This is a genomic window from Bradyrhizobium sp. AUGA SZCCT0177, assembly GCF_018130125.1.
GTDB lineage: Bacteria > Pseudomonadota > Alphaproteobacteria > Rhizobiales > Xanthobacteraceae > Bradyrhizobium.
Map to the genome: position 1 here is coordinate 1 of NZ_JAFCMA010000009.1, position 20,563 is coordinate 20,563.

The 20,563-nt window shown below is 63.0% G+C and carries 18 protein-coding genes; 13 read left to right on the forward strand and 5 right to left on the reverse strand.

The features are described from left to right. Window positions 1–117: 117 nt before the first annotated feature. Both JQ597_RS12380 and JQ597_RS12385 read right to left on the reverse strand, forming a co-directional pair. Window positions 118–1,314: an acetylornithine transaminase gene (locus JQ597_RS12380; protein ID WP_212264446.1), complete on the reverse strand. Its 1,197-nt coding sequence runs from the start codon at window positions 1,312–1,314 to the stop codon at window positions 118–120. A gap of 243 nt (window positions 1,315–1,557) precedes the next feature. After that, window positions 1,558–2,829 (reverse strand): tetratricopeptide repeat protein, encoded by a 1,272-nt coding sequence (locus tag JQ597_RS12385; RefSeq protein ID WP_249147769.1) that lies wholly within the window; start codon window positions 2,827–2,829, stop codon window positions 1,558–1,560. A 155-nt stretch (window positions 2,830–2,984) separates the two neighbouring features. Between JQ597_RS12385 and JQ597_RS12390 the strand changes: the two genes are divergently transcribed. Both JQ597_RS12390 and JQ597_RS12395 read left to right on the forward strand, forming a co-directional pair. Beyond that, window positions 2,985–3,944, forward strand: a complete 960-nt coding sequence (locus tag JQ597_RS12390) for a hypothetical protein (RefSeq protein ID WP_212264447.1) — start codon at window positions 2,985–2,987, stop codon at window positions 3,942–3,944. 159 nt (window positions 3,945–4,103) lie between these two features. After that, on the forward strand, window positions 4,104–5,054 hold the full coding sequence (locus JQ597_RS12395) for a hypothetical protein (RefSeq protein ID WP_249147771.1): 951 nt from the start codon (window positions 4,104–4,106) through the stop codon (window positions 5,052–5,054). 8 nt (window positions 5,055–5,062) lie between these two features. On the opposite strand, the gene rimO is transcribed toward JQ597_RS12395, so the two are convergent. Next, the gene (gene rimO / locus JQ597_RS12400) at window positions 5,063–6,388 is read right to left on the reverse strand and encodes a 30S ribosomal protein S12 methylthiotransferase RimO (protein ID WP_212264448.1); all 1,326 of its coding nucleotides are present in this window, start codon (window positions 6,386–6,388) and stop codon (window positions 5,063–5,065) included. Between the two features lie 113 nt (window positions 6,389–6,501). Here rimO and JQ597_RS12405 point away from each other — a divergent pair, with 113 nt between their 5' ends. From JQ597_RS12405 to JQ597_RS12425, 5 genes are all read left to right on the forward strand, one after another. Next, window positions 6,502–7,092 (forward strand): ANTAR domain-containing response regulator, encoded by a 591-nt coding sequence (locus tag JQ597_RS12405; RefSeq protein WP_209837170.1) that lies wholly within the window; start codon window positions 6,502–6,504, stop codon window positions 7,090–7,092. Beyond that, a complete protein-coding gene (locus JQ597_RS12410) occupies window positions 7,089–8,255 on the forward strand; it encodes a CmpA/NrtA family ABC transporter substrate-binding protein (RefSeq protein ID WP_212264456.1) in 1,167 nt (388 codons plus the stop codon). The genes JQ597_RS12405 and JQ597_RS12410 overlap by 4 nt, the downstream gene beginning before the upstream one ends. A gap of 355 nt (window positions 8,256–8,610) precedes the next feature. Beyond that, a complete protein-coding gene (locus JQ597_RS12415; protein WP_212264458.1) occupies window positions 8,611–10,398 on the forward strand; it encodes a NirA family protein in 1,788 nt (595 codons plus the stop codon). 10 nt (window positions 10,399–10,408) lie between these two features. Further along, window positions 10,409–12,004: a sulfite reductase subunit alpha gene (locus tag JQ597_RS12420; protein WP_212264460.1), complete on the forward strand. Its 1,596-nt coding sequence runs from the start codon at window positions 10,409–10,411 to the stop codon at window positions 12,002–12,004. 198 nt (window positions 12,005–12,202) lie between these two features. Then, complete coding sequence (locus JQ597_RS12425; RefSeq protein WP_212264462.1) at window positions 12,203–12,355, forward strand: hypothetical protein; 153 nt, start codon at window positions 12,203–12,205, stop codon at window positions 12,353–12,355. 70 nt (window positions 12,356–12,425) lie between these two features. Here the strand turns inward: JQ597_RS12425 and JQ597_RS12430 are convergent, their stop codons facing one another. Then, entirely contained in the window at window positions 12,426–13,337 is a 912-nt protein-coding gene (locus JQ597_RS12430; RefSeq protein ID WP_212264464.1) for a helix-turn-helix domain-containing protein, read from the reverse strand. 168 nt (window positions 13,338–13,505) lie between these two features. Between JQ597_RS12430 and JQ597_RS12435 the strand changes: the two genes are divergently transcribed. The 6 genes from JQ597_RS12435 to JQ597_RS12460 are packed head-to-tail and all read left to right on the forward strand — an operon-like array spanning window position 13,506 to window position 19,525. Then, window positions 13,506–14,732 (forward strand): amino acid ABC transporter substrate-binding protein, encoded by a 1,227-nt coding sequence (locus tag JQ597_RS12435; protein WP_212264465.1) that lies wholly within the window; start codon window positions 13,506–13,508, stop codon window positions 14,730–14,732. Window positions 14,733–14,762: 30 nt separating this feature from the next. Then, window positions 14,763–15,632: a branched-chain amino acid ABC transporter permease gene (locus JQ597_RS12440; RefSeq protein ID WP_249133094.1), complete on the forward strand. Its 870-nt coding sequence runs from the start codon at window positions 14,763–14,765 to the stop codon at window positions 15,630–15,632. Beyond that, a complete protein-coding gene (locus JQ597_RS12445; protein WP_249133093.1) occupies window positions 15,629–16,576 on the forward strand; it encodes a branched-chain amino acid ABC transporter permease in 948 nt (315 codons plus the stop codon). The genes JQ597_RS12440 and JQ597_RS12445 overlap by 4 nt, the downstream gene beginning before the upstream one ends. Then, the gene (locus JQ597_RS12450) at window positions 16,573–17,316 is read left to right on the forward strand and encodes an ABC transporter ATP-binding protein (protein WP_249133092.1); all 744 of its coding nucleotides are present in this window, start codon (window positions 16,573–16,575) and stop codon (window positions 17,314–17,316) included. Before JQ597_RS12445 ends, JQ597_RS12450 begins: the two co-directional genes overlap by 4 nt. Continuing rightward, on the forward strand, window positions 17,309–18,034 hold the full coding sequence (locus tag JQ597_RS12455) for an ABC transporter ATP-binding protein (RefSeq protein WP_212264467.1): 726 nt from the start codon (window positions 17,309–17,311) through the stop codon (window positions 18,032–18,034). Before JQ597_RS12450 ends, JQ597_RS12455 begins: the two co-directional genes overlap by 8 nt. Before the next feature lie 39 nt (window positions 18,035–18,073). Then, window positions 18,074–19,525, forward strand: coding sequence for an aldehyde dehydrogenase (locus tag JQ597_RS12460; RefSeq protein WP_212264469.1), 1,452 nt, complete (start codon window positions 18,074–18,076; stop codon window positions 19,523–19,525). Here JQ597_RS12460 and JQ597_RS12465 read toward each other — a convergent pair. Then, window positions 19,513–20,466 (reverse strand): helix-turn-helix domain-containing protein, encoded by a 954-nt coding sequence (locus JQ597_RS12465; RefSeq protein WP_212264471.1) that lies wholly within the window; start codon window positions 20,464–20,466, stop codon window positions 19,513–19,515. The two genes, JQ597_RS12460 and JQ597_RS12465, sit on opposite strands and share 13 nt — an antisense overlap. Window positions 20,467–20,563: the final 97 nt, after the last annotated feature.

Genomic DNA, 20,563 nt, shown 5'->3' on the forward strand with positions numbered 1-20,563 from the left:
CGCCTTGTCGTCTTCGCCAATGCCGTAATCAGGTCCGGACAGCCTTGGAAAGGCGCTAACGCCTCTTGACAGCTAACACGGTAGATCCCGGCTCAAGGCCGGGACGACGACTTAGATCTACGCCACCATCCGCGCCGCTCCCATCTGGGTCAGCACCGAATCCAGGCAATCGATCATCATCGAGATCTCCTCGCGCGTGACGTTGAGCGCCGGCATGAACCGCAGCGCGTCCGGCTGCGGCGAGTTCAACAGCACGCCTTCCGCAAATGCCTGCGCGACGATCGAGGCGCCGATCGGCAGTTTGAGATCGAGCGCCAGCAATAGCCCCCGGCCGCGCACGTTGCCGAGACCGTGGCGCGCCGACAGTTTCTGCAATTCGCTTTCCAGGAACAGACCGGCGTCAACGGCTTGCTTCAGGAAGTCGGGTGTTGCGACGTGTTCGAGCACCGCAAGGCCCGCGGCGCACATCAGTGGATTGCCGTTGAAGGTGCCGCCCTGGTCGCCGTGCTCGAAACAGGACGCATATTCGGTCGCCAGCAATGCCGCCAGCGGCACGCCGCCGCCGATACCTTTGCCGAGCGTCATGATGTCGGGCTCGATCCCGGCATGCTCGTAGTGGAACAGTTTTCCCGACCGGCCCATGCCGGTCTGGATCTCGTCGAGGATCAGCAGCAGCCCGCGCTCCTGGGTCAGCGCCCGCAACTCCCTGAGGAATTGATCGGTCGCCGGCCAAACCCCGGCTTCGCCCTGCATCGGCTCCAGCATGACCGCAACGGTCTTGCTCGAGATCAGCCGCTTGACGGAATCGAGATCGTTGAGCTGCGCCTTTGGAAATCCGGTGACCTTGGGCTCGAACAGCGGCTCGAACGCCTTCTTGCCCGACGCCGACATGGTGGCGAGCGTGCGGCCGTGGAAGCCGCCAACAAAGGTGATGATCTCATGCGCGCCGCCCTTGTACAGCGTACCAAATTTGCGCGCGAGCTTGATGGCGCCCTCGTTGGCTTCCGCCCCCGAATTCGCAAAGAACACCTGGTCGAAGCAGCTGTTGGCGACCAGTGCATTGGCGAGCTTGAGGCTGGGCTCGTTGAAGAACGCCGGGCTTGGCGTCAACAGCAGTTTTGCCTGCGCGGCAATCGCGTCGGCGACGATGGCAGGCGAATGGCCGAGGCAATTGACCGCCCAGCCCTGCATGAAATCGAGATAGCGCTTGCCGCTGTCGTCCCACAGATAGGCGCCTTCGCCCTTGACGAAGACGGTGGGGGGCCGCGCGGTGATGTTCATCAATGCGTCGAACGGTTGGGTAGCGCTGGTCATGTCGAACTCCTCGTTGGGTTTGGGTGAAGGGCTGGCCGAAACGCAAGAAGGCCGCACTTTTCGGGTGCGGCCTTCTCGAAAACGTTGCTGAACTAGTTGATCAGCGGTGTCGTCGGACATGGCGCAGCCCATCATCGTCGCTGGAGCGACGACGGAAAGCTGCGCGGCGGTTGGTCCGGTTCAATGTCATGGCGCAGGCCCATACAGCCGAATGGCCGGCCCTGTCAAGCGGGGAGCTGGTCATCACTCGATCTCATAGTGGCGGAATTCCTCTGATATGTCGGCTTTGATCGCCCTGGCGGCGGCTATGTCGCTCTCCGCGCCGCTTTCATCGCCCTTTTTCCGCTTGGCTATGCCGCGGCCATACAGCGAGTTCGCCAATTTCGGATCGACGCCAAGGGCAACCGTGAAACCGTCGATCGCCGCGTCGAATTGGCCGAGCTTGAGATAGCAGAAGGCGCGGCTGTCGAGCGTCTGGGCATCGTCCGGCCTGTGCCTCAGCGACTCGCTGCAGTCTGCAAGCCCTTCCTGCGGACGGCCGAGAATGGCCCGTGTCAGGCACCGGGCGTTGAGCGCGGCGGCGTATTTCGGATTGAACCGGATCGCCTGGTCAAAGTCGGACAGCGCCCGTGAAAAGTCGTGACGGTCAAAGTGAAGAAGGCCGCGCGCATAGGCATCGCGATATTCGTCAGGCGCCAGCCGCAGCGATTGGTGCAGGTCGGCCAGCGCGCGTTCTATATCGCCTTTGCCCCTGAACAGGCGCGCCCGGTTGCCATAGGCGGCGGCGTAGTTCGGATCGAGCCGGATTGATGTGTTCAGGTCGGCGAGCGCGCGGGCTTCGTCGCCGTGATTCCAATAGGCGGTGCCGCGGTTGAAATAGGCGAGTGCGAATTTCGGGTCGAGCTTGATCGCGTGATCATAGTCGGACATCGCACGGCTGAACTCGTTGATGTCACCATAGGAGTTGCCGCGGTTGTTGTAGTACCAGGGATCGATCGAATTGAGCCGGATCGCCTGATTATAATCGGCGATCGCCTTTTCTGGTTCACCCTTGTCGCTGTAGGTGATTCCACGGTTGAACCAGGCGAACGATCCCTTCGGATCGAGCGCGATCGCGCGGTCCAGGTCGGCGATGGCCCTGTTAACCTCGCCCTTGCGACGCCAGGCTTCGCCACGGTTGGTGTAGGCGCCGGCAAGCTTCGGATTGCGCCGGATCAGTTCGCTGAAATCGGCAATGGCGCGGTCGCTGTCGTTCTTGGTGAGGTAGTTGGCGCCACGATTGAGGTAGGCGCCGACGAGGTCTTTTGGCTTCGTACCTTTCGCCGCGATCACGCCGGTGCAGCCCGCGATGATCTGGTCAGGGGTGGCCTTGCCACCGCTAAAGCATGAGCTTCGGGCCATCGCCAGGGGAGACGGTGCCTTCGCGAAAGCCGGCATTGCGGTGAACAGGGTCACCAGACACAGCATGGCCTTGGCGGCACGGAAACCAATCTCAGTCCTCTTGAAACTCGCCATCATCGATCTCGCGCTGACCCGCGTTGCCAATCTGAAAATTGTCTCCCTTTGTGACCGGAAGGTCCGGCTTGGTTCACATTCCAGGCTTCGCAATTGAACCGGCTCGATAATGGAGCCGACCAAGGCGGGCCCACCAACCGCACAAGGTCATCCCAGTGTCCGACGACTATTCCTATCCCATCGATATCGACAGCATCCGCAGGGCATTTCCGCCGGGCACCGAGGCGCCGCCGTTGCTGATTGATTTTGCTGGCTGGCTCAAGGGGCGCGATTGGGGCAATGCCGGCTGCTACGAGCTTGTCGGAGACTTTTCCGACAATGCGCCGATCGTCGACGGCAGCCCGCTGCGCGACCAGTTCGCGCTGTTTGCGCGGTTGCCGGAAGGCTCTGTCGTCGGCGCCTGGTACGGGGCCGGCACCAGCGTCGCCAATGCGCCGATCGTGGTGCTGGGCTCCGAAGGCCACTACGAAATCATCGCGGCTTCGCTCGAGGGTTTGCTGGCCAAGATCGCAATCCAGCGATTTGAGGAAGACGTGATGTGGACCGACTTCACCCCGCATGAAGATGCCGAGGATGAGACGGACGAACTCGCCGATTGGTTGGCCAAACGTTTCCGCGTGAGGGACCTCAGGAGTTTGACGGAGCCGCCGACCGGACTGCCGGACTTCGGCCAATGGATGGAGAAATGGTGCAGGGATCGCGAGGCGTTTTGGGAAAAGCATCCGGCGATGACTGGGCTCGCGGAGCAGTTGGTTGCGCACCGGCCACCTGGCAAGACGCCATGGGATCGCACGATGTTCGAGGTCGCGATCGCGGGCCAGCAGTATCAGGTGCGCGTGCTAGATCGGGGCCGCCAGCCGATCGAAGAAGTCGTCGCGATTGAACCATTGCTGCGCGGTCTGCGCGACGACATGTGGCGCGCACAACCCGATCTCGGCCTCTGGTATTCTATGTCGTTTTCGATGGGGGCCGATGGCCGCATCCTGCCGCGCTTCGACTATGAGACGCGTCCGGCGATCAATGACGTTCCCGTCGCAATTGCCGAGGCGCGCACCGACCTTGTTCGCGCACCCCGACCGGAACGATGGGTGCCGGCCTGGCTGTCGACTTCCTGAACGCGCCGTCCTGGAATCCCGCGACGCTGCCGTGCATGGCGGAGGGTCTTTGCAGTGGGGTGGCCAGAGATGCCAAAGACAAGCCTGCGACGCGACGCATCGCAATTGCCCGCGACCGCCGATCCGGTATTCTAAGGCAATAGTACCGGGAACAAGTACTTGGCAGTATCGATCCAATTCCGAGAGCTCTGCGCGATCCCGACCGTGCCAGGTTTTTCGCTCGTCAGGAGCGCTGTCGCGAATGACGGCTCACTGCTATTCCTGTTTGCGGAGACGGCGACCGCCGAGTCTCTCGCCGCGACCTACAAGCGAGGCATCGGCGTGTTTCCGCGAACCCGCACGGAGATAGCGACGGGGCTTTGTCTGGTGAGGATGACGTCGATGGCGTCGCACACGATCGAGCTTCCTGAACTCGATTTGACCTTTCCCCAGGTTGACGTTTTCCCTGATGGACGAATCCTTGTTGCGGGGCCGAGGTGCGCGTGGCGAAGCAACGATGATTTCGACCTCAACGGTGCCATCATCCTACCCGAGACGGGCGCGGCAACGCGAATACTGTTGGGAGACGGAATAAGCTCGATGCAAATCGACAGTCTTGGCCGCATCTGGGTCGGTTATTTCGATGAGGGTGTGTTCGGCAATTTCGGTTGGGGAGGCCGGGACGGACCCCCTCCCGTCGGTTGCTCTGGGCTCGCTTGCTTCTCAGCTTCAGGTGAGAAAATCTGGGAATTTCCGGGGAACCCGATCTACGCAATTTCAGATTGTTACGCGCTCAACGTTTCCGGCACCGATGCTGCGATCTTTTTCTACACGGATTTTCCGCTTTGCCGGATCAGCGGTAACTTTGAGCTGACCTATTGGAAGCCAAAACTGGCGGGCTGCAACGCATTCGCAATCTCCGAAACGGAGGTTCTCTTTTCCGGCCAGTACAATGATCCGGCCGATGCTGCGTATGTCGGAAGGCTGGCGTCAGGAGGGTTGGGCGAGACCAAGCGGGTACGTCTATTGATGCCGGACGGGTCAGGTCGATCCGGCGGGCAATTACTAGGGCGCGGCAACTCCCTCTACCACTTCGACGCCGAGAAGGTGTGTCGGCTAAGTCTGGACTAGCAAGGCGCTCAAAACCCCGCGACGCTGCCGTGCAGGTCGTATTGGTCCGCACGCTCGATCTTGGCGGTGACGATTTCGCCGACTCGTAGCGGCCGGCGGCTGGAGACGTAGACCGCGCCGTCGATCTGGGGCGCGTCGGCCTTGGAGCGGCCTTTCGAGACGGTCGGACCGACTTCGTCGATGATGATCTGCTGCCGCGTGCCGACCTTGCGCTTCAGCCGCCGTGCCGAGATTTTCTGCTGCCGCGCCATCAGCGCGTTCCAGCGCTCCTGCTTGATCTCGTCGGGCACGGGATTGCCGATCGCATTCGAGCTCGCGCCGGCGACCGGTTCATATTTGAAACAGCCGAGGCGATCGATCTCGGCTTCCTCGAGCCAATCGAGCAAATAAGCAAAATCGGAATCGGTTTCGCCGGGGAAGCCGACGATGAAGGTCGAGCGCAGGGTCAGCTCGGGACATTGCTCGCGCCACTTCTTGATCCGCGCCAGCGTCTTTTCCTGCGCCGCCGGGCGCTTCATCGCCTTGAGCACTTCCGGGCTCGCGTGCTGAAAGGGAATGTCGAGATAGGGCAACACCTTGCCCTCGGTCATCAGGCCGATGACTTCGTCGACATGCGGGTAGGGGTAGACATATTGCAGCCGTACCCAGGCACCGAGTTCGCCGAGTTCTTTTGCGAGGTCGAAGAACTTGGCGCGGACCTGGCGGTCCTGCCACGGGCTCTCGGCATATTTGATGTCGATGCCGTAGGCTGACGTGTCCTGCGAGATCACAAGCAGTTCCTTGACGCCGGCGGCGACCAGTTTTTCTGCCTCACGCAGCACGTCACCCGCCGGGCGCGACACCAGGTCGCCGCGCAGCTTCGGGATGATGCAGAAACTACAGCGATTGTTGCAGCCTTCGGAAATCTTCAGGTAGGCGTAGTGCCGCGGCGTCAGCTTGACGCCCTGCGGCGGCACCAGGTCGAGATGCGGATTATGGACCGGCGGCAGCGCCCGGTGCACCGCGTCCAGTACGCTCTCATATTGCTGCGGACCCGTGATCGAGAGCACACCCGGATAGGCGGCCTCGATCTGCTCGGGTTCCGCGCCCATGCAACCGGTGACGATGACCTTGCCGTTCTCGGCCATGGCTTCGCCGATGGCGCCGAGCGATTCCTGCTTGGCGCTGTCCAGGAACCCGCAGGTGTTAACGATAACGATGTCGGCGCCGTCATGCTTGCGCGCCAGTTCATAGCCTTCGGCCCGCAGCCGCGTGATAATGCGCTCGGAATCCACCAGCGCCTTGGGGCATCCCAATGAAACAAAGCTGATCTTGGGCGCGGCGGCCTGTTGCATATCTTATCTGCCTGATTGATCAGCACGAGCTAGTCCCAATTGCCCACAATTACAAGGCTTTGCGCGGGACCATGACGTGCTATGGATGGGCCCGCCGGGTTAAGAGTTGATCGATGAGCGCTGAGTCGTCACCGAAAATCGTCATTGTCGACGAAAGCCCGATCCGCGCGGCCATTCTCGAAGAGGGGCTGCGGGAGGCGGGCTTTACCCGCGTGGTCCATATCAGCGAAATGCAGAGCCTGCTGGCGCGGATCTATTCCGAAGACCCTGATGTCATCCTGATCGACCTGGAAAACCCCAGCCGCGACGTGCTGGAGGCGATGTTCCAGGTCAGCCGCGCCGTGCGGCGGCCGATCGCCATGTTCGTCGACCAGAGCGACGCAGCCTCGATCCAGGCCTCCGTCGATGCCGGCGTCTCCGCCTATATCGTCGACGGCCTGAAGAAGGAGCGGATCAAGCCGATCCTCGACCTCTGCATCTCGCGCTTCAATGCCTTTTCCAAGCTGCAGGACGAGCTCGACCGTACCAAATCGGCGCTTGAGGAACGCAAGGTCATCGACCGCGCCAAGGGAATCCTGATGAAAGTGAAGGGGCTCACGGAAGACGAGGCCTACGTGCTGATGCGGTCCACCGCGATGCGCGAAAAGAAGAAAATCGGCGAGATCGCGCAGTCGATCCTGACCGCGTCGGAGCTGCTGAAATGACCACACCGCTGCATATCGGCTTCATCCCGCTGGTTGACGCTTCCGCGCTGATCATTGCCGTCGACAAGGGCTTTGCCGCCGCTGAGGGGCTCGATGTCACGCTGACGCGCGAAGTGTCGTGGTCCAATGTGCGCGACAAGCTCAATATCGGCCGGTTCGACGCGGCGCACCTGCTGGCGCCGGTAGCGATCGCCTCGAGTCTCGGCCTCGGCCACGTCAAGGTGCCGATCGTGGCGCCGTTCAATCTCGGGCTCAACGGCAATGCGATCACGATATCGCCAGCCCTGCATGCGGCGATCATGGGCGAAATCGACGGCGACCCGCGCAATCCGCTGGTGACGGCGCAGGCGCTCTCTCGGCTGGTGGCTGCGCGGCGCAAGGCCGGCGCGGAGCCGCTGACGTTCGGCATGACGTTTCCGTTCTCGACCCATAACTACCAGCTTCGCTTCTGGATGGCGGCGGGCGGGGTCGATCCCGACGAAGACGTTCATCTGGTGGTGCTGCCGCCGCCCTACATGGTGGACAGCCTGGCCAACGGGCATGTCGATGCGTTCTGCGTCGGCGCGCCCTGGAATTCGGTGGCCGTCGATCTCGGCGTCGGTCACATCCTGCACTTCGTCTCCGACATCCTGGTGCGTGCCGCGGAAAAGGTGCTTGCGGTCAGGCAAAGCTGGTCGGACAAGAATCCGGAAGTCCTGGCGGCCTTGATCCGGGCCGCCTCGCGCGCCGCGCATTTCATCGAGCAACCGGACAATCGCAGCGAGGCGGCGCATATCCTCGCGAAGCCGGAATATATCGGCGTCGATGCCGAAGTGATCCTGCGGACGCTGGATGGCCGGTTGAAGATTTCCCCCGACGGCAAGATCCGCGAGAGCAGCCGCTATCTGCTGGTCGGACGCGAGGGCGCCGCGCGGCCCGATCCCGCACAGGCTGCCTGGCTTTACGCCCAGATGGTGCGCTGGGGACAGACGGCAATGCGGCCGGACGCGCTCAAGACCGCAATGGGGGTGTTCAGGCCGGATCTCTATGACGCCGCCATGGGACAGCCAGCAAAGCTCGGTAACGGTTCCGACGCGGTCGGCGCCTTTGCCGGTCCTGCCTTCACCCCCGACGATATCGCCGGACATCTGGCGGCGTTCGAGATCGGTCGCTGGAAGCCGTGACGGCCTGACCTTGATGAGGCAAAACTAGGCATTGATATCAACTGCCTAATAATTGAGCTGACTGCCTTCCAAGTCGCTGTGAAGCGAGCTTCAGAGTTTCCCCAGCCTATTTCCAACGCTTTGATATTTCAAATAAGTTTTACGAAATCGGTTTGGCACGCAACTTGTATGTTGCAGTGCAGCCAAACCGACGCGGATGTCGGTCGGCTCAAGTCCAAGATGGATTTCCGCAGCAACGAAGCTGGTCGGACCGAACAGGAGCAAAAGCCCGGCACCGCGGCTGCGCCGAGTTCCAAACGGTCAAACCCATTCGTTGACGCCACCGATCGTGGCCGCAGGAGCTTCGTCACGTCAGATGAAAATGGAAACGCTCACAGTCGACTTTACCGACGAGCAGAAGCGCTACCTCGAAGGCTTCACCACCGGCCTGCAGATCAGCAGGGTCGGGCGCGGGCTCGGCGGCGGTTCGGGCAGTAAGGCGAATGCCGAGCCGAGCGGGCCTGACGCCGCGCACGTCAAGGCGCAGGACAGGGTTACCGCCTCCGGCAAGAAACTCGTCGAGCAGGAAAAGTGGAAGCGCGAGGAGCATCCGTTCGATGCCTATCCGCGCCTAAAGCAACATGCGCTGGTCGATGCGCGGCCGTCGCCGGCGGACAATTTCCGCTGGCGCTATTACGGCCTGTTCTATGTAGGACCGGCGCAGGACTCCTACATGTGCCGGCTGCGGATCCCGAACGGCATCATGAAGCATTGGCAGTTCGCCGGCATGGCGGACCTCGCCGAACAGCTGTGCGGCCCGTTCTGCCACGTCACCACGCGGGCGAATTTGCAGGTGCGCGAAATCCCGCCGAAGAACGCCGTGGCACTCATCGAAGGCATTCAGGACCTCGGCCTGTGTTCGCGCGGCTCCGGCGCCGACAACATCCGTAACGTCACGGGGACGCCGACGGCGGGGATCGATCCGCAGGAAATTCTGGACACCCGCGAATACGCCCGCGAGTGGCACTATCACGTCCTGAACGACCGCTCGCTGACGGGGCTGCCGCGCAAGTTCAACGTCGCCTTCGACGGCGCCGGCAAGATCGCGGTGCTCGAAGACACCAACGACATCGCGTTTTCCGCCGTCGAGGTGAAAGACGGTTTTGGCGTCGAGCCCGGCGTCTGGTTCAAGCTCGGCATCGGCGGCATCACGGGCCACCGGGATTTTGCCGCCGATACGGGAATCATCGTCAAGCCGGCCGATGCGACCAGGGTGTCGGATGCCATTGTCCGTGTTTTCATCGATCTCGGGGACCGCACCAACCGGCTCAAGGCGCGTTTGAAATATGTCATCGACGGCATGGGGATGGAAAAATTCCTTGTGCTGGTCGAGGAGAAACTCGGCGACGCGTTTACGCGCGTGCCGGCGGAGGCGCTGGCGCCACGGCCCAATTTCGAGCGCACGGCCCATATCGGCGTGCACAAGCAGAAGCAGGAAGGCCTGAACTGGATCGGCGTCGCACTGCCGCTCGGCAAAGTGACCTGCGAGCAGATGCGCGGCCTCGCCAGGATCGCGCAGGATCTCGGCGATGGCGATATCCGCCTTACGGTCTGGCAGAACCTGCTGATTCCTGGTGTGCCCGACGACAAGGTCGCGCTGGCTACGGCCGCGATCGAAGCCATCGGGCTGGCGATCGGGACCTCTGAACTCCGCGCCGGCCTGATTGCCTGCACCGGCCGCGCGGGCTGCAAATTCGGCCTTGCCGACACCAAGCGCACGGCCGCCAGGATCGCGGATTGGTGCGATCCGAAGGTGCCGATCGAGACGCCGATCAACATCCACCTCACCGGCTGCCACCATTCCTGCGCGCAGCATTACATCAGCGACATCGGTATGATCGGCGCGCGTGTCCCGGTCGGCGATACCGACGACACGGTCGATGGCTTTCATGTCTTTACGGGCGGCGGCTTCGGTCCGGACGCCGATGTCGGGCAGGAAGTGTTTCACGACGTCACGGCGGAGGACGTGCCTGTCTATGTCGAGCGGCTGTTGAAGGCCTATCTGGCGCATCGCGCTTCGCCTGATGAAACCTTCCTGACGTTTGCGCGCCGCCATGACGCCGAGACGTTGCGCAAGCTGGCCGACGCCCAAGTGTCCTCGTGAAGGTGTCCTCATGAACCAGATCACGCCGCCACCCAAGATCGAGATCATTCCCTCCAGCGCGCCGTTCTCCGAAGCGCAGCGCTCGTGGCTGAACGGGTTCTTTGCCGGTCTCTTGTCCGACGCGCCGACGCCGTTGTCGGCCGAGCAGGGCGCCGCCGTCATGGAAGGCGGCGAAATCGATGACGGCGCGCCGTGGCACGACCAGACCATGCCGATTGCCGACCGCATGAAGCTCGCGGAAGGCCGGCCAGTGCGGCGGAAGATGATGGCGGCGATGGCGCAGCAGGACTGCGGCCAGTGCGGCTACAATTGCAACGACTATTCGGACGCGATCGCCGGCAAGACCGAGGCGCGGCTCAATCTCTGCGTCCCCGGCGGCAAGGAAACCGCCCGGATGCTGAAATCGCTGTATGAAGAACTGGACAAGGCGCCGGCCGCGTCGCCATCGGCTGCTGCCGCACCCGCCGCCGCGGCGCCGGCGGTCGTCGCAGAGCCGGGCCGCTCGCGCGACAACCCGGCGCCGGCAAAATTCCTCGGGCGCTATCTGCTCAACAAGGGCCAATCGGAAAAGGAAACCTGGCACATCGACTTCGACCTGTCGGGCTGCGGGCTCGATTATGTCGTCGGCGATTCCTTCGGCATCTTCGCCCGCAACGATCTCGGCAATGTCGATCAGATCATTGCCTTGCTCGGCGCCTCGCACACCACCAAAGTCCGCGGCAAGACCTTGCGTGAAGTGTTGCTCGACGATGTCTCGCTGGCGCCGGCGCCGGATTCGCTGTTCGAACTGATCTCCTACCTCACCGGCGGCGCGCAGCGCGAGAAGGCGAGGGCGCTGGCGCAGGGCGAGGATCCCGACGGCGATGCCACGACGCTCGACGTGATGGCGGTACTGCAGAAATTTCCCAATGTGCGGCCGCATCCCGAAGCCTTCGTCGAAGCGCTGGAAGCGTTGCAGCCGCGGCTCTATTCGATCTCTTCCTCGCACAATGCGACGCCCGGCAAACTGTCGCTGACGGTCGACTGCGTTCGCTACGTCATCAACAAGCGCAAGCGGCTCGGCCTTGCCTCCACCTTCCTCGCCGAACGCATCCAGCCCGGCGACGAGGTCAAGGTCTATGTGCAGAAGGCCCACGGCTTTGCGCTGCCGGAGGATCCGAAAATTCCGATCATCATGATCGGGCCGGGCACCGGCATCGCGCCGTTCCGCGCCTTCCTGCATGATCGCCGCGCCACTGGCGCGCCCGGCAAGAACTGGCTGTTCTTCGGCCATCAGCGCAGCGACTGCGACTTCTTCTACCAGGACGAACTCAACGCGATGAAGACGTCGGGGCTCTTGACGCGGCTGTCGCTGGCGTGGTCGCGCGACGGCGACAAGAAGTTCTACGTGCAGGACCGCATGCGCGAAGTCGGCCGCGAGGTGTGGACGTGGCTCGCCGAGGGCGCCAACGTCTACATCTGCGGCGACGCCAAGCGGATGGCCAAGGACGTCGAGCGCGCGCTGGTCGATATCGTCGCCCAATTCGGCGCCCGGTCCACCGACGAGGCCGTCCTGTTCGTCGCGGAACTCAAGAAAAAGGGCCGGTTCCAGCAGGACGTTTACTAACGGGACTACAATCGTAACCCGGCGGGTTCCAATTCGCTCAAATCGGCCCGAATAAAATTCTCGCCCGAATTGGGTCGAGAGAATTTTTCACTGGAAAGTGAGTCCGGAGGAGGGTCCGCATCACTATTTTTAGGGCCCGCTTGCAAGTTGGCGCGAACGATATTCCATATGCAGCCCATGCTGCGTTGGAGATCGACGATGCGCGAACTATCGGCGGAAGCCCGCCTGCACCTCTATGCACGTTCCCTGTCCCGGCGGACCGGAACCGGATTCCATACCGTCGCGCTCTACGGCTCGTTCGCGCTCATCGCCGCCATCGTGTTCAGCTCGCTCTCGGTTCATCCGTTCTAATTTGAAGCGTTCTTTTTTTGACGCGTTTTCTTAACGCGAACCGGAATCCACTTCGCTCGAAAACGCTATGTTACGGCCAGGCCGCGTAGGACGCGCCGCGCCGTATCTGCTCCAGTCGAGAACGACGTCGGTAGACGCCCGGCGAAACACCCTGGTGCTTGCGAAAGAACCGGCTGAAATATCCGGGATCACGAAATCCAAGACCGTAACCGATCTGCTCGACCGGAAGATCGAGTTGCTGCAGGCGCGTGCAGGCCTCCTCGATCAGTCGCAGATGCACGACGGCGCGAGGGCTGACGCCTTTTTCGCGTTTGCAGTGGGCGTGCAGCTTGTCTTCGGTAACGCCCAGCGCGGCGGCATAACGCGCGACCTGCCAGCCATCGCGGTAATGCAATTCTACCATCTGAAGAAAATTTCCGACCAGCCTGGTGCCGTCACCCCGGTGCGCGGCTTCGTCGGGCGCTTCGCCTGAGATGACGGAGCGCCACAGATGCAGGCAGAGCAGCAGCACATGCGATGACATCATCGTCGCGGTGCCGCGCCCGGGAGAATGCAGTTCGCGCACCAGCGCATCGCAGCCATGGATCACGGCGTTGAAGGCTTCGCCGACCTGTCCCGCCTTCAAGAGCACAAGCCGGTCGATGGTGCGGCGGAGGTGAAGTGCCTCGGCGCTGCCAGCAACGGTTTTGGTGAGAAAGTCTTCGGAGATCGCGATCAGATAGCCTTGCGCGCCGGCTTCGACCTGCAGGTCGCCCTCGAGATCGGCCGGCAGCCACAGCAGCGCCGGCGCCTCAAATGCGACATGGGTGCCGCGTAGCGCGACGGCGCCGCGCCGCGCCTCGATCACCATGAGGTGGGAACGGCGAAGTCCGCGCTGACGAATGACCCATTGGGCCGGCGCAAGGCTGGCGGAAAACCGCTCCGCATGGAGGGCCGGAATCGGCTTCTCCGCAAAGGCTTCCAGCCCCGAACCCAACTGCATGGCATCCCCCAACCGTGACAATCTACCGCTTGTCCCAAGCGCTCTTTGACGGAAGGATACAATCAATCCCCGGATACGTCCAATTCTATGCCCCGAGCGCTCCCATAGGCTGCATCCGGTCGAACGCCGCTCCAAGGCGATGGACGCAAAAGTCTCTGGGAGGAGAACATGGGGTCATCAGTCACCCGCTTCGCAGCGGGATTACTCGCCGTCACCGGGGCGGCCCTTTTCGCAGCCGATGGGCCGGCGCTGGCACAAAGCTCGGTCAAGATCGGTTACGCGCTTTCGCGTACCGGTCCCAATGCTGGCGGTGCCGCGGTGACGACGCTGCCGAACTACGAAATGTGGGTGAAGGAAGTGAACGCCGCGGGCGGCCTGAAGCTCGGCGACAAGCGGGTGCCGATCGAGGTTGTCCAGTATGACGATCGCTCCAGCGCTGAAGAAGCGGCGAGGTCGCTCGAGCGGCTGATCACCCAGGACAAGGTCGACTTCATCCTGCCGCCCTGGGGCACCGGCCTCAATCTGGCGGTCGGGCCGATCCTGAACAAGGCCGGCTATCCGCATCTCGCATCGACCGCAGTGACCGACCGCGCGCCTGAACTGGCCAAGCGCTGGCCCAACAGCTTCTGGCTGCTCGGCACCAGCGCCGGCGCCGCCAACACGCTGGTGGATCTCTTGGTCAAGCTGCGCACCGAAGGCAAGATCGGCGACACCGTCGCCATGGTCAGCGTCGCCGACGGCTTTGGCATCGACTTGTCGGGCGCCGCGCGTCCTGCACTGGCAAAAGCCAATTTCAAGCTGGCCTATGACAAGACCTATCCGGTCGGCACCCAGGACCTCAGCCCGATCGTCAACGAGGTCAAGGCGCTCAATCCGGATGTCTTCATCGCCTTCAGCTATCCGCCGGATACGCTCGGGATCACCGAACAGGCGCGGATCGCAAGCTTCAATCCAAAAATCTTCTACACCGGCGTCGGTACTGCTTTTCCGCTGTTCAAGCAGAAGTTCGGCGCCAATGCGCAGGGCGTGATGGGGATCGGCGGCTGGAGCGGCGACAGTGCGCCGATCAAGGATTACCTCGCGCGTCACAAGGCGGCATCGGCGAACGGCGCGGAGCCGGATCGCTGGGCCAGTGCGGTGACCTACGCCAGCCTGCAAATGCTGCAGCAGGCGATCGAGCGCGTCGGCAAGATCGACCGTGAGGCCGTCATCAAGGACCTGCAGACCGGGACCTTCGATACCATCATCGGCAAGGTCAAGTTCGAGAACAACCTGCCGACCAAATATTGGTGGGTCGGGCAGTGGCAGGACGGCGAATTTTACGGCGTCGGCCCGGCCACCAACGAAGGCGCGCGTACGCCTGTTGTCCCGAAGCCGGCATGGAAGGCGCCGTGATCGGCGATTGGTCCAGACGGCACTGAGTAAATGACGAACGCCATCTTCACCGGCCTGATGCTCGGGGGCATGTACGCGCTGATCGCCATGGGGCTGACGCTCCAATATGGCGTGGCGCGGATCATGAACCTGTCCTACGGCGAGTTTCTCGTCGCGGCGGCCTTTGCGTCCTATTGGCTGTTCACGGGATGGGCATTGAACCCGTTGCTTGGACTGGCGCTCGTCATTCCCGCCGGTTTCGGCGTGAGCCTGTTGCTGTACCGCGTCCTGCTCACGCCGCTGGTGCGCCGGGCGCGGACGCGGGGCGCGCTCGAAGTCGACAGCATTCTGGCGACCTTCGGCATGATGTTCATCGTCCAGGGCATCATGCTGTCGATGTTCGGCGGTGCCTACTTCAGCTACTCCTTCCTGGCGATCCCGGTCAGCCTGTTCGGTGAAATCCTCGCACTGAACCGGCTGATCGCGTTCGGCCTGGCGGTCGCGGTCGGGCTCGCGCTGTATCTGGCCCTGACCCGCACCCGGCTCGGGACCTCGATCCGCGCCGTTGCGGTCGATCCGATGGCCGCGCAGCTGGTGGCGATCGATGTGGTCAGGACGTCCGCATTCGCATTCGCGCTTGGCGGCGCGCTGGTAGCGGCGGCCGGCGTCCTGATCAGCATGTTTCTGACATTCAGCGCTTCGTCGGGCGTGATCTTCACCATGAAGGCGCTGATCGTGGTTGTCATGGGCGGCGTCGGCAATCTGCTCGGCTGTCTCGTCGCAGGTTTGGCGCTGGGTCTGAGTGAATCCTTGGTCGCGACCTTCGTCGATCCGGGCCTGACGCTGGCGGTGAATTTCGCGCTGTTCCTCGGCGTCCTGCTGGTCAAGCCGGCGGGGCTGTTCGGGAGGGCGCAGCGATGAGCGCAATGCGCCTTGCCGCCGCGCTCGCAAGCTGCGCCGGCCTTACCGTGCTGGCGCTGCTGCCGATGTACGTCGATGCCTATTACCTCGCACTCGCGATCGGGCTTTTGCAATTCACGGTGCTCGCGACCGCATGGGGGCTGTTCTCCGGACCGACGCGTTATGTCTCGCTGGCGACGACGGCGTTTTTCGGGGTCGGCGCCTATACCGTCGCCGTGCTCGGCGAACTGCTTTCCTGGCCGCTGGTGCTGCTGATCGCGACCGTGATCGGCGCACTGATGGCCGTCATCGTCGGCCTTTCCACGCTGCGGCTCAGCGGCCTGCATTTCGTGATCTTCACGTTCGGGTTGGCCGAACTCATTCGCCAGCTCGTGATCTGGTACGAGGTCAACAAGACCCGCGTGCTCGGCCGCTACGTGTTCGTCGACATCACCCAGAAGGATATCTACTGGCAGCTTCTCGTGCTTGCGGTCGCGGTGTTCGTGATCGGCTGGCTGATCGCGCGCTCGCGGCTCGGCTTTGCGCTGCGCATCATCGGCGAGGACGAGACCGTCGCAAAACATTGCGGGATCAACGTCACCGTCGCCAAGGTGACGCTGTTCACGATCAGCGCCGTCTTCATGACGTTGGTCGGCGCGATCATGGCGCCGCGCTGGACCTATATCGAACCCTCGATTGCGTTCAACGCCACGATTTCCTTTGAAGTCGTGATCATGGCGCTGCTGGGCGGCGCGCACCGGCTCTGGGGACCGGCGCTCGGCGCCATTCCGCTGACATTGCTGTTCGAGTTCCTGGCGGCGCGGTTTCCGACCGCCTCGACGCTGATCATGGGCGTCATCTTTCTGCTGATCGTATACGCGCTGCCCGCCGGCGTCGTTGGCCTGTGGGACAATTTCAGGCGGCAATGGCGGCCGCAGCGCATCGAGCAGGGGGCCAAGGCATGATGGCCACAGCCGCCACCGTTCTGGAGATCAAGGGTCTGGTCCGGGCGTTCGGCGGCCTTGTCGCCGTCAATGCGCTGGATATGACGGTCGGCGCCGGCGAGATCGTTGGATTGCTGGGTCCGAACGGGTCGGGCAAGACCACCGCGCTCAATCTCGTCTCGGGCGTGCTGCGTCCGGATTCCGGCGCGATCCACTTCGCCGGGCACGACATTGCGGGAATGGCGACGCATCGCATTGCGCGCCTTGGCCTGGGGCGCACCTTTCAATTGGTCCGCGTGCTCGACGGCATGAACTGCGCCGAGAATGTCAGGGCAGGGCTTGCCTTTCATCCGGCACGCCTCGCACGCGGCGAAATGGACGCTGCCGCCACCCGGTTGCTGGAGCGGGTCGGATTGAAAGACTCCGATCAACGCATGGCGACCGAGCTAACTTACATCGACCGCAAGCGCCTCGAGTTGGCGCGCGCGCTGGCGCTGAAGCCGCGGCTTCTTCTGCTCGACGAGTGGCTGGCTGGGCTCAATCCTTCTGAGCTCTTGATCGGCATTGCGCTGATCCGCTCGCTGAAGGACGAAGGCCTGTCGATCCTGCTGGTCGAACACGTCATGGACGCGATCCGCTCGCTTTGCGATCGCTGCGTGGTCATGAACAGCGGCCGGAAGATTGCCGAGGGCACTCCGGACAAGGTGTTATCAGATCCCGCCGTCATCGAAGCCTATCTGGGAGCGGTAGCCGATGCTTGAGGTAGCGGATATCAGCGTCGCCTACGGCCAGCATCGCGCATTGACGGACGCCGCGCTGAACGTGGGCAGCGGCGAAATCGTCGTCATCCTCGGCGCCAATGGCGCGGGGAAAACCTCTCTGCTGAAAGCCATCGCCGGGATCGTGGCCTGCCTTCCCGGCAAGCGCGTCACGCTTTCGGGACGCGATATCTCCGCTCTTCCGGCCCACGAGATTGTCGAGGCTGGTCTGGCGCTGGTGCCGGAAGGTCGCGGCATCTTTGCCGATTTGACGGTCGCGGAAAACCTGTTGCTGGGCGCCAATCCGAAGCGCGCGCGTGACGGGGAGGCCGCGCGGCGGGAGCGGGTGTTGTCGCTGTTTCCGCGGCTCGGTGAACGGCTCGGACAGACGGTGCGGACCATGAGCGGCGGCGAGCAGCAGATGGTCGCGATCGGTCGCGCGCTGATGTCCAATCCCGACGTTCTCCTGCTCGACGAGCCCTCGCTCGGCCTGTCGCCGCTCCTGGTGCGCGAATTGTTCGCAAGCCTGCGCAAGGTGCGCGAGAGCGGCGTCGGCCTGCTGCTGGTCGAACAGAACGCGCGCGAAAGCCTCGCCATCGCCGATCGCGGCTATCTCATCGAGAACGGCAAGATCACCGGCAGCGGCACGGGGACCGAGCTGATGTCCAACGATGCCGTACAGCGCGCCTATCTCGGCGGAATTGTCGCAAGCGCGGTTTGAGAGTCACGAAAACAACCTGAAAACACGGAGGATCACGCCATGAACCAGATCAGTCTGCTGCTCGAAAACCAGGACGTCCAGGCGGTTGACGGCGTCACGTTCGATCGCCTCAACCCCATCACGGGTGAAGTTGCTACTCGCGCTTCTGCCGCGCAGATATCCGATGCCAAACGCGCGGCCGATGCAGCTGCGGCGGCGTTTCCGGCGTGGTCGGCGACCGGGCCGGGTCTGCGCCGAAAGATTTTGCTCAAGGCGGCCGACGCGCTCGAAGCCAAGACGGCGCAGTTCATCGAACTGATGGCGACTGAAACGGGTGCTACCGCCGGCTGGGCCGGGTTCAATGTGATGCTTGCAGCCGGGATGCTGCGCGAAGCCGCCGCCATGACGACCCAGATTTCGGGCGAGGTGATCCCGTCGGACAAGCCGGGCTGTATCGCGATGGCGGTCCGGCAGCCGGCCGGCGTCGTGCTCAGCATCGCGCCCTGGAACGCCCCCGTGATCCTCGGCGTCCGCGCCGTGGCGCTGCCGCTCGCGTGCGGCAACACGGTTATCCTGAAGGCCTCCGAAATCTGTCCGGGCACCCACCGCCTGATCGCCGAATGCCTGCGCGATGCCGGTTTGCCGCCCGGCGTGGTCAACGTCATCACCAACGCACCTGAAGATGCACCTGATCTGATCGAGGCCCTGATTGCACATCCCGCCGTGCGCCGCATCAACTTCACCGGCTCAACCCGCGTCGGCCGCATCATCGCCCAGACGGCGGCAAAATATCTCAAGCCGGCACTGCTCGAGCTCGGCGGCAAGGCGCCGCTGATCGTGCTCGATGATGCGGATATCGATGCCGCGGTCGCTGCTGCCGCTTTCGGCGCGTTCATGAACCAGGGACAGATCTGCATGTCGACGGAACGGATCGTGCTCGACAACAAGGTCGCCGACGCCTTCGTCGCCAAGCTGGCGACCAAGGCCGACTCGCTGGTGGCGGGCGATCCGCGCAAGGGCGGCACGCCGCTGGGGTCGCTGATCGGCGCTGATGCCGTCGATCGCATCCAGGGTCTCATCAAGGACGCGGTGAGCAAGGGCGCGCGTGTCGTGGCCGGCGGCCGGTCGGAGGGGACGTTGATGTCGGCCACCGTGCTCGATCACGTCACCTCGGTCATGCGGATCTATGGCGAAGAATCGTTCGGTCCGGTGGTCAGTATCGTGCGTGTAAATAACGTCGATGAGGCCGTACGGGTCGCGAACGACACCGAGTATGGATTGTCAGCGGCAGTGTTCGGCCGCGATATCGCCCGCGCGATGGACGTCGCCAAAAGGATCGAGTCGGGCATTTGTCATGTCAACGGGCCGACCGTGCACGATGAAGCGCAAATGCCGTTCGGGGGTACCAAGGCGTCCGGCTATGGGCGTTTCGGCGGCAAGGCAGGCATTGCCGAATTCACCGAACTGCGCTGGATCACCATCGAGACCGGTCCGCAGCATTATCCGATCTGAGTTTGGGCTGACATCGCGCCGCGGAAATCCCGCGGCGTGGCGCCAAAGAAACTCTTGAATGTCCGGGTCGCGTGCGCGCCGTCGGCGAAACCGCATTGCATGGCGAGCACCGCAATTGAAGTTTGCGACAGGGCAGGTTGCAGCAGCAGGTCTCGAAAGTGATCGACACGAAGCTGGAGCACGTGGCGTTCAAACGTCGTCTGCTGGTCGGCAAAGACGCGATGCAAGGTCCGCTCCGAAACGCCGAACGCAGTTGCAATCGCCGGGGCCGGCCGGATCGCCGCAATGTTCGCCCTCAGATAGGTGTCGATCAGGCCGAACAGCTCGGTGCGGGTAAGCTCGTGGTCGTCACCCGTTGCGAGACGAAGCAGGGTCGACAGATAAGCGACGATATCGGTTTCGGCCTGGCCCGGCCGCGCATCCGACAGCTGGATGGCCGCGCGAATGAACGCCGCGATCGAGCGCGCGATGGCGCCGGACAACGGAACGGGTCTTGCGCATAGAAGCTCGGCTTGCGGAAACATCCGGAGCAGTGTCGCGGCGGGCACCGTTGCGATCAGCACTTCGGAACGCTGTTCGGGTCCATCGAGCCGATCCTCGAACGGGCGCCGCGCGTCATAGAGTACGCCATATCCCGGCTCGATCGTGCCTTCGTTACCGGCCTGCGCCATCGAGCTTCGCCCGCGACGTTGAAAATCGAACATGAATTCGTCCGAGCCCGCCTTGCTCACGAGCCTTGCGTCGCGGCTGTAGCATTGCGGGCTGCTGTCGAAACGCACGAGCTTGACGCTGCCGAGTTCCACGAACTCGAAGTGACCGCTGACCCGCGTCGGACCGATCGGCCTCGTCTCGATATGGGCGAATGACCGGCAGATCGACTCGGTCCAGAACGCCTGGCGTTCGGCGGGGTGGATTTGGTCTGTCGAGACGCTGATCGGCATTGCGGGTGCGGTTCCACACGGTGATGACTCACCGTCGCCCGAATTCGGTCCGGCTGGCAAGGTCGAAAAGCTGGCAGGTTCATTCAAGACGGTGCAC

Coding starts and splice junctions, on each gene's coding strand:
- JQ597_RS12435 (WP_212264465.1), top strand. CDS start 13,506: ATGGGGTCATCAGTCACCCGCTTCGCAGCGGGATTACTCGCCGTCACC.
- JQ597_RS12460 (WP_212264469.1), top strand. CDS start 18,074: ATGAACCAGATCAGTCTGCTGCTCGAAAACCAGGACGTCCAGGCGGTT.
- JQ597_RS12420 (WP_212264460.1), top strand. CDS start 10,409: ATGAACCAGATCACGCCGCCACCCAAGATCGAGATCATTCCCTCCAGC.
- JQ597_RS12410 (WP_212264456.1), top strand. CDS start 7,089: ATGACCACACCGCTGCATATCGGCTTCATCCCGCTGGTTGACGCTTCC.
- JQ597_RS12415 (WP_212264458.1), top strand. CDS start 8,611: ATGAAAATGGAAACGCTCACAGTCGACTTTACCGACGAGCAGAAGCGC.
- JQ597_RS12385 (WP_249147769.1), bottom strand. CDS start 2,829: ATGGCGAGTTTCAAGAGGACTGAGATTGGTTTCCGTGCCGCCAAGGCC.
- JQ597_RS12425 (WP_212264462.1), top strand. CDS start 12,203: ATGCGCGAACTATCGGCGGAAGCCCGCCTGCACCTCTATGCACGTTCC.
- JQ597_RS12405 (WP_209837170.1), top strand. CDS start 6,502: ATGAGCGCTGAGTCGTCACCGAAAATCGTCATTGTCGACGAAAGCCCG.
- JQ597_RS12455 (WP_212264467.1), top strand. CDS start 17,309: ATGCTTGAGGTAGCGGATATCAGCGTCGCCTACGGCCAGCATCGCGCA.
- JQ597_RS12450 (WP_249133092.1), top strand. CDS start 16,573: ATGATGGCCACAGCCGCCACCGTTCTGGAGATCAAGGGTCTGGTCCGG.
- JQ597_RS12380 (WP_212264446.1), bottom strand. CDS start 1,314: ATGACCAGCGCTACCCAACCGTTCGACGCATTGATGAACATCACCGCG.
- JQ597_RS12445 (WP_249133093.1), top strand. CDS start 15,629: ATGAGCGCAATGCGCCTTGCCGCCGCGCTCGCAAGCTGCGCCGGCCTT.
- JQ597_RS12440 (WP_249133094.1), top strand. CDS start 14,763: ATGACGAACGCCATCTTCACCGGCCTGATGCTCGGGGGCATGTACGCG.
- rimO (WP_212264448.1), bottom strand. CDS start 6,388: ATGCAACAGGCCGCCGCGCCCAAGATCAGCTTTGTTTCATTGGGATGC.
- JQ597_RS12465 (WP_212264471.1), bottom strand. CDS start 20,466: ATGCCGATCAGCGTCTCGACAGACCAAATCCACCCCGCCGAACGCCAG.
- JQ597_RS12430 (WP_212264464.1), bottom strand. CDS start 13,337: ATGCAGTTGGGTTCGGGGCTGGAAGCCTTTGCGGAGAAGCCGATTCCG.